The sequence below is a fragment of the Devosia sp. J2-20 genome, from assembly GCF_055808475.1.
Genome location: NZ_CM147870.1, coordinates 1,968,180 through 1,983,234 on the forward strand (window position 1 = coordinate 1,968,180; position 15,055 = coordinate 1,983,234).

Sequence of the window (15,055 nt, forward strand, 5' to 3'; positions counted from 1 at the left end):
TCAGGAAATCAGAGAACCGGCAGGTCGCCCGCGGCCCAGGCCGCACGCGTCTCCGCCGCAAAATCAGTAAATCGGCCGCCTTCGATTGCACCGCGGCAGCCCTGCACGAGTTCTTGATAATAGGCCAGATTGATCTGGGAAAGGATCATCGCGCCCAAAATCTCTTCTGTCTTAACGAGATGGTGCAGATAGGCACGGCTCCAGCGGCGGCAATTGGGGTTGGGCGAGGCCTCATCGATGGGCCGGTGGTCATCCCTATGCCGGGCGTTTTTCAGATTGATGACGCCAAAGCGGCTATAGACATGGCCGTGGCGACCGGCGCGCGTGGGGTGGACGCAATCGAACATGTCGATGCCCCGGCCAATGGCGCCCAGAATATCGTCGGGCTTGCCGACCCCCATCAGATAACGCGGTCGGTCGGTCGGCAGTTCGGGGGTGATCTGTTCGAGCACGCGGAACATCACATCCTGCGGTTCACCGACAGCCAGACCGCCCACGGCATAGCCGTCAAAACCGATGGATTTGAGCCCCTGGGCCGAACGCAGGCGCAGATCGGCGTCGTCGCCGCCCTGGACAATGCCGAACAGCGCGCGGTTCTGCTGATTGTTGAAGGCGGTCTTGGAGCGGTCGGCCCAGCGCAGCGAGAGCTCCATGGCGCGCTCGATCTCCTTGCGTTCGGCAGGCAGCTTTATGCACTCGTCGAGCTGCATGATGATATCGCTGTCGAGCAGGGTCTGGATCTCGATGGAGCGCTCGGGCGTCAGTTCGTGGCTGGAGCCATCGATATGGGATTTGAAGGTCACGCCCTTTTCGGTCAGCTTGCGCAACTGCGCCAGCGACATGACCTGAAAGCCGCCGCTATCGGTCAGGATGGGGCGCTGCCAATCCATGAAATCATGCAGGCCACCCTGGCTGGCGACGCGTTCGGCGCCCGGGCGCAGCATCAGGTGATAGGTATTGCCCAGCAGGATATCGGCGCCAGTCTCGCGCACCTGCTCGGGATACATGGCCTTGACGGTGCCTGCCGTGCCCACCGGCATGAAGGCCGGCGTCTGGATATCGCCCCGTGGCGTGTCGATGTGGCCGCGCCGCGCCAGACCATCGGTGGCTGAAAGGGTAAAGGTGACTTGTTTGCTGGTCGTGCTCATGGCGCGGGTTCTAGCGGGTTGGCCGCGAGCACACAACTGGCGGTGTGCGGGCGCCATGGAAACGGCTGCGGCTGGTTACCGCTCCCCTCCCAGCGTCCCCCAATCAAGGGGGAGATGCCGCGTGGTGCCATGGACACAATCCAACCACCCCAACAAGTTCACCTCCCGCTTGAAAGGGAAAGCCGCAGGGGTGAGTTTGGTCTAGGTGTGCGTTGCTACTCAGCGCGCAGCAGCAGCGATGAGTCCCCGTACGAATAGAACCGGTAACCGTTGGCTATCGCGTGGGCATAGGCCGTCTTCATCGTCCCGAACCCGGCAAAGGCGCTGACCAGCATGAACAGGGTGGATTTGGGCAGGTGGAAATTGGTCATCAGCACGTCGACGGCAGCGAACTTAAAGCCCGGCGTGATGAAGATGTCGGTGTCGCCGCTGAACGGCGCCAGCGTTCCTGTCGCCCGGGCTGCGCTTTCGAGCAGGCGCAGGCTGGTGGTGCCCACAGCAACGACCCGGCCACCGGCGGCACGGGCGGCATTGATGCGCGCCACCGTGTCGGCGTCGATCTCGCCCCATTCGGCATGCATGACGTGGTCGTCGGTATTGTCGGCTTTCATGGGCAGGAATGTCCCTGCCCCGACATGCAGGGTCACCCGCTCAATGGTGACACCCATGGCCTCGATCTTTGCCAGCAGCTCATCGGTGAAATGCAGCCCAGCCGTGGGCGCGGCGACCGCGCCGTCTTCGGTGGCGTAAACGGTCTGGTAGTCGGTCTTGTCGCGCTCTTGGAGGCCGCGCTTGAGCCCGATATAGGGCGGCAGCGGCATGGCGCCGTGTGATTTGATGGCTTCGTCGAGTGCTGCCCCGCCCAGATCGAAGGTCAGGGTGACTTCGCCGGTGTCGCCTCGCGCCGAGACCTTGGCTGTCAGCGCGTCAGCCTGGCCATTGCCCAGCTCAAGCCGGTCATCAATAGCCAGTTTCTTGGCCGGACGGGCAAACGCCTTCCAGCTATGGGCGTCGACGCGCTTGTGCAGGTTGAACGAGACATTGGCGCGATACTCGCCGCGTACCCGGCTGCCGCGCAGTTCGGCGGGCAGCACGCGGGTGTCGTTGACCACCAGCACATCGCCTGGCCTGAGCTGGGTCAGCAGGTCGGGAATATGCAGATCGCTGAGGCCATTGGCTGGATCGACCAGCAATAGGCGCGCGCTATCGCGGGGCTCGACTGGGTGTAGGGCGATGAGCTCTTCGGGCAGCTCGAAATCGAAGTCTGAAACTAGCATGGGTCGTCCCCTAGCATGGCCGTTTGGCGGCCGAAACTCAAACCTGTGCTTAGAGCAGGCGGATCATCATGGCGCCCACCAGCAGCAATATCGCGCCGGTTACCCGCCCCAGTGTCAGCTCGCGCACCGCCATGCCCATGAAACCGATGCGATCCAGCGCCAAACCGCCGATCAATTGCCCGGCCACCGAAAGCGCCATGACAGCGGCTGCGCCGATCATCGGGGTCAGCATGATGTTTGAGAACACATAGATGGCGCCGAGCACGCCACCGGCCACGAATGTCCACGGTGCCGGTGCGGCGAAGTTGATGGCAATGCCGCTACTGCGGCTATAGATCAGCGCCAGCGTCCACAGCAGCACGGCGCCCGCCACGAAGGAAACACCTGCAGCGGCGATCGGGACGCCAAGATTGCGACCGAGTTGTGCGTTGATCGGTGCTTGGGTGGCGATGCATGCCCCCGCAACGACGCCCAAAAGCGCCCACAGAATGGTGTCCATACGCAAGCGAACGTCCTTCTTCACAGCTCAGCTGGGGTAGATGCGATCCGAAGCGAGGGCGCAGATCAGTCCGCGCCGCACCGTATGGCATGGCTGGTGCTGTCCAGCACCATGGTGCCCATAAGGGGCCAATCGGCATCGTCGCCCTCGTAACGCAGGCGGATACTGACCACGATGTCCTGAAAACTGGGATCGACAAAATCTATCATGATGCCGGTGTCGTCGCCAAAGGCCTGTCCGACCGCAAAGGGCTTGCCCCCGCCCCGCTCGGGACCGGTGGAATAGGCCACCTCGCCCGCTTCGGCATGGGCGCCGATAATGTGCAGCACTGGCAAGCGTCCGGTGCCGATTTCGGCAAAGGCGTTATCGCCCTCGCACCAGATGCCGCCGCTGGCCGCCACGGGGGCGGCCAGGGTGAGGCTGGCCACAAGGGCCAGCCATGTCGCCTTAGGCAGCAATATCGGCTGCCACCTTAACCGAGACCATCTTGTCCGGGTTGATGACGGGCTCGCCGCGCTTGATCTTGTCGACATTGTCCATGCCTTCAATGACCTGGCCCCAGACAGTGTACTGCTTGTTCAGGAACGGGGTGTCGCCGAAGCAGATGAAGAACTGCGAGTTGGCGCTGTCCGGGCTCTGGGCACGGGCCATCGAGGCAGTGCCACGAACATGCGGCTCGGCGTTGAATTCCTGCTTCAGATCCGGGTATTTCGAGCTGCCGGTACCACGGCCCTGCGGGCAACCGGTCTGGGCCATGAAGCCTTCGATGACGCGGTGAAACACGATGCCATCGTAGAAGCCTTCACGCACCAGCTTCTTGATGTGCTCGACATGGTTTGGCGCCAGGTCTGGACGCATGGCGATAACGACTTCGCCCTGAGTGGTTTCGATGACGAGGGTGTTTTCGGGGTCCGCGTATTCAGCCATTGGTGTGCAACTTTCAGTTGGAATTTGTGGGCCGGATGTAAGGCCAAAGCGGCGCATGTGCAACCACTGCGCGCTCAAGAAACGCCGTGCTGGCCGCCACCAGAGGCAGCGGCAGTCGACGCAGCGGGGATGCCCACCGAAGTCACCCCCTCCCGGCCTCCCCCACCAAGGGGGAGGTGCCGATCGAGCGTGGGGCACTGTCGAGGTCTACCTACCACATGGCACCGCCCCCTTGATGGGGGAGGCCAGGCGGGGTGGAGCCAGCAGCGCTGACGAGGCGGTGCTACTCTAGAAGCTACTTGTATTCGATCTTTGCAGAAACGATCTTGTCGGGGTTTTCGACCTGACCGTTCTGTGACTGCGGACCCTTTTCGAGGGCGTTGACGGCGTCCATGCCGCTGACGACCTTGCCGAACACGGTGTACTGGCCATCAAGGAAGCTGGCATCAGCAGTCACGATGAAGAACTGCGAATTGAACGAGTTGGGATCCTGCGAGCGGGCCGCGCCGACAGCGCCGGGCTGGAAGCTTTCAGCATTGAACTCAGCATCGACGTCAGGCAGTTCCGAGCCGCCCATGCCGGTGCCGGTTGGATCGCCGGTCTGGGCCATGAAGCCATCGATCACGCGGTGAAACACGATGCCATCATAAAACCCCTGTTCGGTCAGGGTAACGATGCGCTCGACGTGGTTTGGCGCGATCTCGGGCATCAGCTCGATATCGACGGTGCCGTCTTCGAGCGTCAGGATCATGTGGGGAGTGCCGGACTGGGCGAAAGCCGGAGCAGCAGCCAGGGCGGAGGCACCGATTACGAGGGCACCAAACAGGCGACGGGTGATTGCGGTCATTTCGAGTTCAAGGCCTTGAGAACGATTTGCGGGACGAAGGCGGAAATATCGCCGCCCATCTCAGCGATCTGACGCACCAATGTGGCCGAGATATGCCGAACGGGGGGACTTGAAGGCAGGAAGACGGTCTGCAGGTCGGGCGCCATCTGCGCATTCATGCCCACCATCTGCATTTCATAATTATAGTCGGTGGTATCGCGCAGGCCGCGAATGATCAGCTTGGCACCGTGTTCACGCGCCGCGTTGACCATCAGGCCGCTGAAATCGACGATCTTGAATTCGGTATCGGTGCGCTTGCCAACCGGCCCCAGCACCTGATCGAGAATCTGCAGACGATCCTCATGCACAAAGAGCGGATTTTTCTTGCCCGGATTAATTCCGACGGCGACCACCAGCGTGTCAACCAGCTTGCAGGCACGCTCGATGACATCGAGATGGCCATTGGTCAGCGGGTCAAATGACCCCGGATAGAATCCTACCAGTCTGCTCACGCCCGCTCCCCCTTGTTGTTACAGCGGTTTTGTCATGCAGGAAGAGTCATGGCAAGGCGGGTCATGGCGTGGCATTATGCCTGCAGCCCCCTTTTGGCTGGAGCCAGCAATGAGCAACGAGACCGGTTCAGACCCGTTTGACGGCCCGCAACTGCAAGGCAAACGCTATGAGCGTGCCAATATGGCCGGATGCCATTTTGATGGCGTCGATCTGGCGGGCGCGACCTTCTATGCAGTGATGAGCGGCACCAGTTTTGTCGACACCAATCTGAGCGGCGCGCGGTTTGATGACGTCAATATGGGGGGCGCGAGCCTGACCAATGTCAATCTCTCCGGCTGCAGCGTTACCGATGCCAATTTGTCCGGGGTGACCATCAGCGACGCCAATCTTACCGGCGCCAGCATCGAGGCAGCCAACCTCACCGAGATGCGGATCAACGGCGTGCTGGTGAGTGATCTTTTCGCCGCCTATGAGGCAGTGCAGTCCTGAGAGGTCAGGCTGGACGCATCAACTCTGCGCAGGCCGACGATTGGCAAGCAACGTTGCGCCTCCCAACAGGATCAACAAGACACCGCCGGTAAAAAAGCCGAAGGCGTGCCCCAGCGTGTGGCGATGGCACTGCCGATCAGCGGGGCTGACAGCATGGTGGTGACAATCACCGCCTCCCCGCTGGCAAAGACACGGGCGATGCGGTCAGGCGGCGCTTCGGCCTGAACAATAGTGCGATAGGGCACCAGCATGAACGCTGTTGCGCCGCCCATGAAGCCCAGCGCCAGCAGGAAAGCGGGCAGTTGGATGGCCAAGCTGAGCATGGCGGTGATGGCGATTATGCCCGTCGCCAGCCCGGAGGTCACCGCCGCCAATGCCATCGAACGCATGGGGTGGTTGCCTGCAATGCGACCTGCCAGCAAGGCGCCGAGCAGTCCGCCCAGACCCGAGGCGGAGATCGACAGGCCAAAGGCCGTCGCGTCAAAGCCAAAACCCTCGGCCAGCAGTGCGATCAGCGCGTCATAGAGAAAGAACGAGAAGTAGGCGCTGGCCGAGAAGATCAGCGCAATGCGCAGGCGACGGCTGCGTCTGAATTCGGCAGAATCCGGCCATGGATCGCATGGCAAATGTTTGGGTTGTGCTGCTTGTGGCTACGCGCTCGGGTACGGACACGCCCAGAATGATGATCGCCGCAAACAACGATAGCGCGCCGTTGAACAGGAACACGCTCTGTGCTGGCCAGAAAGCCAGCAAGACGCCGCCAATGGCCGGGCCGGCAATCTTGGAGGTCTGGTTGATGGCCTGATGCAGACCCTGGGCATGGCCCAGCAACTCGGTGGGCGTGGTCGCCTGGATGGTGGCCTGACGGGCCGGCGTAAAGGCGCTGTCGATGCAGCCCCGCACAAACACCAGCCCCAGCAGCACCCAGGTGTCGCCGGTAAACGCGAAGGCGAAGGTGGCCAGCGCGCGCCCCAGATTGGTGGCAAACAGCACGCCGCGCAGGGGCGCACGGTCGACCAGCACCGCCAGCAAGGGCCCGACAATGACATAGGGCAGGCTCAGGGCCAGGGCAAACACGGCCAGCATGACGGGCCCCTGCCCCCAGCCATAAACCAGCAGCGCCACTACGGCGGCATAGTCCAGCCAGTCGGAGAAATCGGCGGGCACGCAGGCCAGCGCCAGGCGCCGCGGCATTTTCAGGCGCAACAGCGACCGGTAACCGGCACTCGACGGTTTCTCAGGCACACTCAGTACTTTGCATTGGAATTCCCCCTGCTGCGAACAAGCCATTGGGTGCGTGATTTGGCAAGGCAACGCGGTTACGGAGATGGGTGGCATTTTAGCGGGTTTGGGTACGCATTACACATGCACAGGGCCTAAAAGCAGCGCCAGTGGACAGCCATCGGGGGACGCGGATGGGCTCATATCTGGACGGAATGCTGCGCTATTTCGAGTTCTGGGGCCGCAGTAGCCGCGCACAGTATTTTCTGTTCTTCCTGTTTCAGCTGCTGCTGGTCTGTGCCGGCATCGCCATCGACTACAAGATGCACGGCGGCTTTGGCCGCAGCCTGACGCAGATGCCCTACACGTTGTTCATGGTGCTGATCCATATCGTGCCCGCCGTCACGGTCCAGGTGAGGCGCCTGCACGATATCGGCAAATCGGGCGCGTGGTTTCTGCTCAGCTTTGTGCCGCTGGGCTCGCTGGTGCTGCTGTACTGGGCCTTCCAGCCCTCTGATGGCCAGCAGGATTATGCCGAGAACAACGCTGCCCGGCCCCGGCAGCGCGCCCGCTCGACCATTCCAGCCGGCGTGCGGATGGGCAATAGCGGTCGGCTCTCCAATGGTGGTCCGGACCTGAACGAAGGCCGCTTCATCTGACATGACAAGGGGCGCCGCAGCGCCCCTTCACATATTCAATGATCGCCGCGATCAGTCTTCGGTCGGTGTCTCAGGGGCGTCTGGTGCCTCGGGCGCATCGGGTGTCTCAGGCGGCGTGGTGCCTTCAGTCCCCTCGATAGCCTGGGCGCCCTCGTCGCCCTCGTCTTCCTCGACCGCTTCGGGCTCGCGGATATGCTCGACCGACATCACCTTTTCATCAGCGGCCGTATCGAACACGATCACGCCCTGGCTGCCACGGCTGACGATGCGGATCGGCTTGTCACCGCCGACGGGCAGACGAATGGTCTGGCCGCCATCGCTGATCAGCATGATCTGGTCTTCGTCTTCCACGGGGAAGCTGGACACCAGATTGCCGTTCCGCTTGTTGACCGCCATGGCCACAATGCCCTTACCGCCGCGGCCGGTGATCCGGTATTCGTGGCTCGAGGTGCGCTTGCCATAGCCGTTCTCGGAAATGGTCAGGATGAACTGCTCAATAGCGCTCATCTGGGCGTAGCGTTCCTGCGGCAGATCGCCGGCAACCACATCCGCCTCGTCCGAACCGGCATCTTCGGCCTGTTCTTCACCGCGCACCGCACGGCTCATCTTGAGATAGGCGGCCCGCTCTTCGGCGGTCGCGTCGGAGTGGTTGATAACCGCCATCGAGATAACGACGTCATCCTTGGCCAGATTGATGCCGCGAACACCCATGGAATCGCGCCCCTTGAACAGGCGCACATCATCGGTGCGGAAGCGGATCGCCTGGCCCATGGCGGTAGTCAGCAGCACGTCATCATTGATCGTTGCCGTCTCGACGCCGACGATCTGGTCGCCCTCATCGAGCTTCATGGCGATCTTGCCGTTCTGGCGTACTTCAATGAAGTCGGCCAGCGAGTTGCGGCGGACCGTGCCGCGCGTGGTGGCGAACATGATGTCCAGATTTGCCCAGCTGGTCTCGTCCTCGGGCAATGGCATGATGGTGGTCAGCCGTTCACCCTGCTCAAGCGGCAGGATGTTGATCAACGCCTTGCCCTTGGCATTGGCCTGCGCCAATGGCAGGCGCCAGACCTTGAGCTTGTAGGCAATGCCGCGGCTGGTGAAGAACAGCACGGGCGTATGGGTATTGGCCACGAACAGGCGGGCGACGAAATCCTCGTCGCGCGTGGCCATGCCCGAGCGCCCCTTGCCGCCGCGGGCCTGGGCCCGGTAGGTTGAGAGTGGCACGCGCTTGATGTAACCCTCATGAGACACGGTCACGACCATGTCTTCGCGGGCAATCAGATCTTCGTCGTCAAAGTCGCCCAGCGCCTCGGAGATTTCCGTTCGGCGTGGGGTCGCGAACTGTTCCTTGATCTCGAGCAGTTCGTTGCGAATGATCTCGACCACGCGCTCACGGCTGCGCAGAATATCGAGATAGTCCTCGATCTGCCCACCTAGGCCGTTGAGCTCTTCGCCGATTTCGTCACGGCCCAGCGCCGTCAAACGGGCCAGACGCAGTTCGAGAATGGCGCGGGCCTGTTCTTCGGACAGATTGAAGGTGCCGTCATCATTGATGCGGTGGCGGGGATCATCGATCAGCGCGATCAGCGGCGCCACATCCTGTGCGGGCCAGCGGCGGGTCATCAACTGCTCACGCGCGGTCGCCGGATCGGGCGCGGTGCGGATCAGGGCGATGACTTCATCGATATTGGCCACGGCAACAGCGAGGCCCACCAGAATGTGGGCGCGATCGCGGGCTTTGTTGAGCAGGAAGCGGGCGCGACGGGTAACCACCTGATGACGGAAGTCGATGAAGGCCTGCAGCATTTCGCGCAGGTTCATCAGCTGTGGCTTGCCACCATTGAGCGCCACAAAGTTGCAGCCAAAAGAGGATTGCAGCGGCGTGAAGCGATAGAGCTGATTGAGCACCACTTCGGGCAGCGCGTCTCGCTTGATCTCTACCACCACGCGCATGCCGTTGCGATCGGACTCGTCGCGCATATCGGCAATGCCTTCGATACGCTTGTCGCGCACCAGTTCGGCAATCTTTTCGACCATCGAGGCCTTGTTCACCTGATAGGGAATCTCGGTGATGATGAGCGCTTCGCGCTCCTTGCGAACCTCTTCGATGGCGACGCGGCCGCGCATCATGACCGAGCCACGACCAGTCTCGTAAGCCGAGCGGATGCCGGCACGGCCCAGGATGATACCCGCGGTGGGGAAATCAGGACCGGGCATGACTTCGAGCAATTCGTCGAAAGTCACCGATTCATTGTCGAGCAGCAGCAGTGCGGCGTCGATTGTCTCGCCCAGATTATGGGTCGGGATATTGGTGGCCATACCCACCGCGATACCGCCGCCGCCATTGACCAGCATGTTGGGATAGCGCGCTGGCAGAACCGTGGGCTCATGCTCGGAGCCATCATAGTTGTCGCGGAAATCGACCGTGTCCTTGTCGAGGTCATCGAGCAGGGAATTGGTGATCTTTTGCATGCGCACTTCGGTGTAACGCATGGCAGCGGGCATATCGCCGTCGACAGAACCGAAATTGCCCTGCCCTTCGACCAGCATTTCGCCCATGGAGAAGTTCTGCGCCATGCGCACCAGGGCCATGTAGACCGCCGTGTCGCCATGGGGATGGTACTTACCAATCACGTCGCCCACGACACGCGCCGATTTACGGTACGGCTTGTTGTACTCGTAGCCGTTCTCGCTCATCGAAAACAGGATGCGGCGATGCACAGGCTTGAGCCCATCGCGCACATCTGGGAGAGCGCGGCTCACGATCACGCTCATGGCGTAATCGAGATAAGACTTCCGCATCTCGTCAGTGATGGAGATCATCGAAATATCGGAGGGCGGCAGCGCGCCAGTTCCGTTGTCTGTCGTATCGGTCACTGGGGTGATTCTATGTTGGTTTTGTTCCCCGATTGATAGGCGATTCCGGGCGCAAATGCTAATTTAGGTCACAGGGAAGCTGTGGACACCTTTTGCGCGGTTTCCGGGCACGTCAGCAATGACGCGACACGCTTTGATTACGCGACGTTGCAGGCTAACAATATCAGTACACACCGCTTGCGAGGGAGAAGCATGCGCCCTGTTCAGACCGTTAGCCTGAGAGCCGGCGATTTTGATCCTGCCGTGCGCGTTGATGCCTTCAAGGAAGCTGTAGCCGCCATTTGTCGGCTCGACTTTACACCAGCTGATCCGGCCGGATTTCAGTCAGAAACCAGTATTGGGGTGCTGCCTACCCTGGTTACGGGACATGGGGCGCATTCATCGTGCAATGCCAACCGCACCGTGCAACTGGCGGCGGACGCGCAGGACAATGTGATGGTGCACCTGCCGCTGCAGGGCGGGTTCACCATGCAACAGGTCGGCGGGCAGTCGATCGAATGTGCTCCCGGCATGATTTATGTCGATCCCAACGAAGTCCCCGGCGAGGTGAGCTTTCATGGGGACCGGACGGACGTCTTTTATGTATCGATACCGCGCGGCGTGCTGGCACCGGCCACCAAGGGGCTCAATGCGCTGATGCGCAACGGGGCTGCCTTGACACCGCAATGGCGCCTTTTCGCCCGCTATGCGCGGATGTTGCACGAGGAACTGGGCGAGTTGCCGCCCGACCAGGCGTTGATCTGCGCCAGCCATGTGCACGATCTGGCCCTGATGGCCCTTGAGGGCGAGACCGCTCACGGCGTTGAGGGACATCATGGGGGCGTCAAGGCTGCCCGATTAACGCTTATCAAGAGCGATATAGAAGACAATCTCAGCTCTCCCCGGCTGTCTCCGGGCTGGATCGCGGGACGTCACGGAATTTCCGAGCGCTATCTGCGCAGCCTGTTTGCCAGCCAGGACACCAGCTTCCAGGATCATGTCTGCAAGCGCCGCCTGCTGGCTGCCTATCGCCGGTTGAGTGATCCCCGCCATGTGGGTCAGAGCATCAGCCAAATTGCGCTTGATGTGGGTTTTGGCGATCTGAGCTGGTTCAACGCCCAGTTCAAACGCAATTTCGGCCACACGCCCTCTGAACTGCGGGCCCGCACCGCCGTCTAGGCAGCTTTGGCTCGCTGGACGCAGAGCTAGTGCCGCCCACCCTGCATGGTGTGCCGTTCACCCCAAGCATAATGGATTGCGCATCCCTATTGTCGGATCGGTTCGCCGCGCTTGCGCGTGGGCCGGTGCAACAGAAGCGAGATGTAACCCGATGTGGGATTTCAGTATTTCCAAGTCCATTGGCCTGATGGCGCGTACCGCGCCCTATGTGCTGTTCCGCATGGCGGTCTATTTCGGCATTGCGGTCGCCTATGTCCTGATCACCGGTACGGGCGCCGGCATCGGCTACGGGATCGGTGCCTTTGGAGATCAGGATTTCCAGATCTCCTCGTCGTTCTGGGGCGGCATCATCGGGTTTGGCGCCACGGCTGGTGCGGTTTATCTGGCCCGTGAGTACATTCTGTATGTGGTCAAGGCGGGTCACATTGCCGTTCTGGTGGAACTGATCGACGGCCGCGCGCTACCCGAGGGTCAGGGGCAAATCGCCTATGGGGCCGATGTCGTACGCGAGCGTTTCGTGCAATCGAGTGTCCTGTTTGGCCTGGATCAACTGATCAAAGGCGTGATTGCGGCTGTCACAGGCTTGATGCAAGGCATCGCCAACTTCCTGCCCATACCTGGTCTGCAGCCGCTGGTAAGTATGTTCCGCGCCTTCCTCAAGGTTGCTGTGGGCTTTGTTGATGAGGTGATCCTGGCCCATGCCATGCGCACCCGCGCGGACAATCCATGGGCGGCAGCAGAAGAGGCGCTGGTGCTGTACGGGCAGAACCACCGGCAGATGATCAAGAACGCGGCGTTTATCGCGGTGGTGGTCTATGTGCTCTCATTCCTGGTGTTTCTGGTGATGCTGGCGCCCGCGGCGCTGGTTGTCTATCTGATCCCCGGCAGCTGGAGCGCGGGTGGCTTGGTGTTTGCGCTGCTGTTCGCCTGGGCCGTCAAGGCCGCCCTAATCGAGCCGCTGGCGATCTGCTGCATGCTGCAGGCCTTCTTCACGGTTACCGATGGCCAGACGCCTGATCCTACCTGGCGTGACCGGCTCAACGAGCTGTCCCGGAAATTCAAATCCATTGGCGAGAAGGCCCAAAGCTGGGTTGGCGGCACGTCGCCTGCACAGACCATCTCTGGCGCTCAGGGAGTGCGACCATGAAAAGAGTATTTGCAGTATTGCTCGCGGCAGCGATGGGCCTGTGCGCACAAGCTCCCCAGGCACAGGAGAGCCCCCGCACGGTCATTGTCATGGATGGCTCGGGCTCGATGTGGGGACAGATCGACGGCCGACCAAAGCTTGAAATCGCCCGCGAGACCGTGGGCAAGGTATTGGCTCAGATCCCTGCCGAGCAGGAGATCGGTCTATTGGCGTACGGGCATCGACGCAAAGGCGATTGCGGCGACATCGAACTGGTCGTTGAACCAGCAGCGGGTACCGGCGGACTGATCACGGACAAGGTCAATGGCATGCGCTTCCTGGGCAAGACGCCTCTGTCACAGGCCGTTCTGGTTGCGGCCGAATCCCTGCGCTACGGCGAAGAGGCGGCCACCGTTGTGCTGGTCACGGACGGCATCGAGACCTGTCAGGCGGATCCATGCGCCCTGGGGATGGAGCTCGAAGCCAATGGTCTGGACTTTACCACCCATGTCATCGGCTTTGGGCTCTCGCAGGAAGAAGGCGCCCAAGTTGCCTGTCTGGCCGAGAACACAGGCGGACGCTACTTTGAGGCTCGCAATGCCGATGCCCTGATTGATGCGCTGAGCCAGACCGTGCTGTCCGACGGCCCCGCCGCCAAACAGGCCCCAGTCCCGACGCCGAAGGCAAGCCTTGACGGCCCCGAGGCAGCGGCAATCACCACTGAAATCAATGTCGACTGGACCGGGCCGGATTCCGTGGAGGACTATCTGGAAATCGTCCCTGCGACCGAGACGGCCGCCACCAGCGGCAGTCGCAACTACGCTTACACAAAGGATGGGTCACCGGCCAAGCTGATCGTACCTGCTGATCAGGGAGATTATCTCATCCGCTACATCTGGCAGGGCCCGAACGGCCGCGAGGTGATTGCAACGGCGCCCCTGACGGTGACAGATTCCGAGTTTGCCATCAGCCTGCCCCCGGGCCCCATTCAGGCAGGATCGGTGATTGCCGTAGATTGGAAAGGTCCCAATGGACCGCTCGACTACCTTGCGATCCGGACGGAAGCCAGCACCGAAGCAGCCGATATCACCTACGCCTATACCGGCGACACCAACCCGCTCGAGATGGTGACACCCAACGAACCGGGCACTTATAGCGTTCTATATATTGTGGAGGGAACGGGCGAGCGGCGGATCGGGGTGTCGGTGCCATTGAGCGTTGTTGAAGGCACGATCGACCTGCGGGCACCCGCTGCAGTGCGACCCGATACCGGGTTTTCGGTCGCCTGGGCAGGACCGGGCAGCAGTCAGGACTATATCGACATTGTCCCCGCCGGCTACATCGAGACCTATGGCGAACTCAAATATGCCTATATCGGCGGCGAAGGCCCCGGCCCGCGCGAACTTTCGGCGCCATCTGACGCCGGGGCGTACTGGATCCGCTATATTTCCGAAGGCGCAGGTGGGCGCAAAGTACTGCATCAGATCGAGCTAAGCGTTGATCCAGATGCTCCGGACGTACCGACCAGCCTGTTGGTGGCGGCCACCTTTGACGTGCCTGCCGACTTCGCCGGGACACCGGTACAATGGTCGGCGGTGCCCCTTGAAGGTCAGGCAGTGAGCATGGACGCCTGGGCCATGAATGAGTTCGCGACGGGTCCCGTCTCGGGCAATTTCGAGCCCGGGGTCTATTCGGTACGCGGCGATGCAACTGACGTGGTGTTCACCGGCGCGGTGACGATCAGCGCCGACGGCGATAACCGCTTCACCATTCTGCCCGACGAGACCCTGTCGCCCACAACCACGCCCGACATGGCCGACGGCCATGGGCCCGACGATGGGGCAGATGGCACGCCGTGGGCCGACTATGCCTATAGCTGCCTGGGGGATCAGAACTGTCCACACACGGATGCGGCCAGCGGTCTGTCCTTCACCCTGCCCGCCGGCTGGGTCGCGACCAGCCCGGACATGACGCCCGCAAGCGCCGGCGCACAGGCTGCCGGAGAGCAGCTTGAGCATCCCTATGTCGAGTTTTATGAGGCGGGGGGCAATATGAATGCGCTCTATCTCAATCCGCGCCAGTGGATCGCGGACAATGGGCCCTGCCAGACCACGGGCGCGGGCGAACTCTGTCTGTTTCGCAATGACGCCGCGCCCAATGATCCGGCGGCCTTCATGGCGATGGGTGCGCTGCAGGCCAGCCTGATCCACGCAGCCCCGGCCGCCGCCGCAGCGCTGTCGGCGGACGAGGTCGAAAGCCTGCTCGACAGGCTGGCGCCCAACCGTATCCCGGCCAACTAGTCCACCCTCTCGCGCGCGGGCCATCGCCATCGCGC

General features: G+C 61.8%; 15 protein-coding genes. 5 read left to right on the forward strand and 10 right to left on the reverse strand.

Features of this window, described 5'->3' with window-relative positions; genetic code table 11:
* Positions 1 to 8 precede the first annotated feature (8 nt).
* The 7 genes from tgt to coaD all read right to left on the reverse strand — a co-directional run bounded on the left by tgt (position 9) and on the right by coaD (position 5,180).
* The gene (tgt, locus tag AC0L37_RS09610; protein ID WP_282221297.1) at positions 9 to 1,148 is read right to left on the reverse strand and encodes a tRNA guanosine(34) transglycosylase Tgt; all 1,140 of its coding nucleotides are present in this window, start codon (positions 1,146 to 1,148) and stop codon (positions 9 to 11) included.
* Positions 1,149 to 1,363: 215 nt separating this feature from the next.
* Positions 1,364 to 2,425: a tRNA preQ1(34) S-adenosylmethionine ribosyltransferase-isomerase QueA gene (gene queA / locus AC0L37_RS09615; RefSeq protein ID WP_282221296.1), complete on the reverse strand. Its 1,062-nt coding sequence runs from the start codon at positions 2,423 to 2,425 to the stop codon at positions 1,364 to 1,366.
* A 49-nt stretch (positions 2,426 to 2,474) separates the two neighbouring features.
* Positions 2,475 to 2,924 carry a DMT family transporter gene (locus AC0L37_RS09620; RefSeq protein WP_282221295.1) on the reverse strand — a complete coding sequence of 150 codons (450 nt, stop codon included), beginning with the start codon at positions 2,922 to 2,924 and terminating at the stop codon, positions 2,475 to 2,477.
* A gap of 65 nt (positions 2,925 to 2,989) precedes the next feature.
* Positions 2,990 to 3,352 (reverse strand): hypothetical protein, encoded by a 363-nt coding sequence (locus AC0L37_RS09625; protein WP_282221294.1) that lies wholly within the window; start codon positions 3,350 to 3,352, stop codon positions 2,990 to 2,992.
* A 19-nt stretch (positions 3,353 to 3,371) separates the two neighbouring features.
* Positions 3,372 to 3,851: a peptidylprolyl isomerase gene (locus AC0L37_RS09630; protein WP_212658168.1), complete on the reverse strand. Its 480-nt coding sequence runs from the start codon at positions 3,849 to 3,851 to the stop codon at positions 3,372 to 3,374.
* 295 nt (positions 3,852 to 4,146) lie between these two features.
* The gene (locus tag AC0L37_RS09635) at positions 4,147 to 4,698 is read right to left on the reverse strand and encodes a peptidylprolyl isomerase (protein WP_212658169.1); all 552 of its coding nucleotides are present in this window, start codon (positions 4,696 to 4,698) and stop codon (positions 4,147 to 4,149) included.
* On the reverse strand, positions 4,695 to 5,180 hold the full coding sequence (gene coaD, locus AC0L37_RS09640) for a pantetheine-phosphate adenylyltransferase (RefSeq protein WP_212659152.1): 486 nt from the start codon (positions 5,178 to 5,180) through the stop codon (positions 4,695 to 4,697). The genes AC0L37_RS09635 and coaD overlap by 4 nt, the downstream gene beginning before the upstream one ends.
* Before the next feature lie 118 nt (positions 5,181 to 5,298).
* Here coaD and AC0L37_RS09645 point away from each other — a divergent pair, with 118 nt between their 5' ends.
* Positions 5,299 to 5,679 carry a pentapeptide repeat-containing protein gene (locus AC0L37_RS09645; protein ID WP_212658170.1) on the forward strand — a complete coding sequence of 127 codons (381 nt, stop codon included), beginning with the start codon at positions 5,299 to 5,301 and terminating at the stop codon, positions 5,677 to 5,679.
* 71 nt (positions 5,680 to 5,750) lie between these two features.
* Here AC0L37_RS09645 and AC0L37_RS09650 read toward each other — a convergent pair whose 3' ends face one another.
* The gene (locus AC0L37_RS09650) at positions 5,751 to 6,305 is read right to left on the reverse strand and encodes an MFS transporter (protein ID WP_473312812.1); all 555 of its coding nucleotides are present in this window, start codon (positions 6,303 to 6,305) and stop codon (positions 5,751 to 5,753) included.
* On the reverse strand, positions 6,199 to 6,924 hold the full coding sequence (locus AC0L37_RS09655; protein WP_473312813.1) for an MFS transporter: 726 nt from the start codon (positions 6,922 to 6,924) through the stop codon (positions 6,199 to 6,201). Before AC0L37_RS09655 ends, AC0L37_RS09650 begins: the two co-directional genes overlap by 107 nt.
* Before the next feature lie 170 nt (positions 6,925 to 7,094).
* Between AC0L37_RS09655 and AC0L37_RS09660 the strand changes: the two genes are divergently transcribed.
* Entirely contained in the window at positions 7,095 to 7,559 is a 465-nt protein-coding gene (locus tag AC0L37_RS09660) for a DUF805 domain-containing protein (RefSeq protein WP_282221292.1), read from the forward strand.
* 51 nt (positions 7,560 to 7,610) lie between these two features.
* Here AC0L37_RS09660 and gyrA read toward each other — a convergent pair whose 3' ends face one another.
* Positions 7,611 to 10,436: a DNA gyrase subunit A gene (gene gyrA, locus AC0L37_RS09665; protein WP_473312814.1), complete on the reverse strand. Its 2,826-nt coding sequence runs from the start codon at positions 10,434 to 10,436 to the stop codon at positions 7,611 to 7,613.
* A gap of 192 nt (positions 10,437 to 10,628) precedes the next feature.
* On the opposite strand from gyrA, the gene AC0L37_RS09670 reads away from it, so the two are divergent.
* From AC0L37_RS09670 to AC0L37_RS09680, 3 genes are all read left to right on the forward strand, one after another.
* Positions 10,629 to 11,594 carry an AraC family transcriptional regulator gene (locus AC0L37_RS09670; RefSeq protein WP_212658173.1) on the forward strand — a complete coding sequence of 322 codons (966 nt, stop codon included), beginning with the start codon at positions 10,629 to 10,631 and terminating at the stop codon, positions 11,592 to 11,594.
* A 151-nt stretch (positions 11,595 to 11,745) separates the two neighbouring features.
* Entirely contained in the window at positions 11,746 to 12,741 is a 996-nt protein-coding gene (locus tag AC0L37_RS09675) for a hypothetical protein (protein WP_282221291.1), read from the forward strand.
* Positions 12,738 to 15,020, forward strand: a complete 2,283-nt coding sequence (locus AC0L37_RS09680; RefSeq protein WP_282221290.1) for a vWA domain-containing protein — start codon at positions 12,738 to 12,740, stop codon at positions 15,018 to 15,020. The genes AC0L37_RS09675 and AC0L37_RS09680 overlap by 4 nt, the downstream gene beginning before the upstream one ends.
* Positions 15,021 to 15,055: the final 35 nt, after the last annotated feature.

Excerpts from the sequence above, each read along its gene's own strand:
- AC0L37_RS09620 (WP_282221295.1), bottom strand. The coding sequence starts at position 2,924 with ATGGACACCATTCTGTGGGCGCTTTTGGGCGTCGTTGCGGGGGCATGC.
- AC0L37_RS09660 (WP_282221292.1), top strand. The coding sequence starts at position 7,095 with ATGGGCTCATATCTGGACGGAATGCTGCGCTATTTCGAGTTCTGGGGC.
- AC0L37_RS09635 (WP_212658169.1), bottom strand. The coding sequence starts at position 4,698 with ATGACCGCAATCACCCGTCGCCTGTTTGGTGCCCTCGTAATCGGTGCC.
- AC0L37_RS09680 (WP_282221290.1), top strand. The coding sequence starts at position 12,738 with ATGAAAAGAGTATTTGCAGTATTGCTCGCGGCAGCGATGGGCCTGTGC.
- AC0L37_RS09645 (WP_212658170.1), top strand. The coding sequence starts at position 5,299 with ATGAGCAACGAGACCGGTTCAGACCCGTTTGACGGCCCGCAACTGCAA.
- queA (WP_282221296.1), bottom strand. The coding sequence starts at position 2,425 with ATGCTAGTTTCAGACTTCGATTTCGAGCTGCCCGAAGAGCTCATCGCC.
- AC0L37_RS09670 (WP_212658173.1), top strand. The coding sequence starts at position 10,629 with ATGCGCCCTGTTCAGACCGTTAGCCTGAGAGCCGGCGATTTTGATCCT.
- AC0L37_RS09630 (WP_212658168.1), bottom strand. The coding sequence starts at position 3,851 with ATGGCTGAATACGCGGACCCCGAAAACACCCTCGTCATCGAAACCACT.
- tgt (WP_282221297.1), bottom strand. The coding sequence starts at position 1,148 with ATGAGCACGACCAGCAAACAAGTCACCTTTACCCTTTCAGCCACCGAT.
- AC0L37_RS09675 (WP_282221291.1), top strand. The coding sequence starts at position 11,746 with ATGTGGGATTTCAGTATTTCCAAGTCCATTGGCCTGATGGCGCGTACC.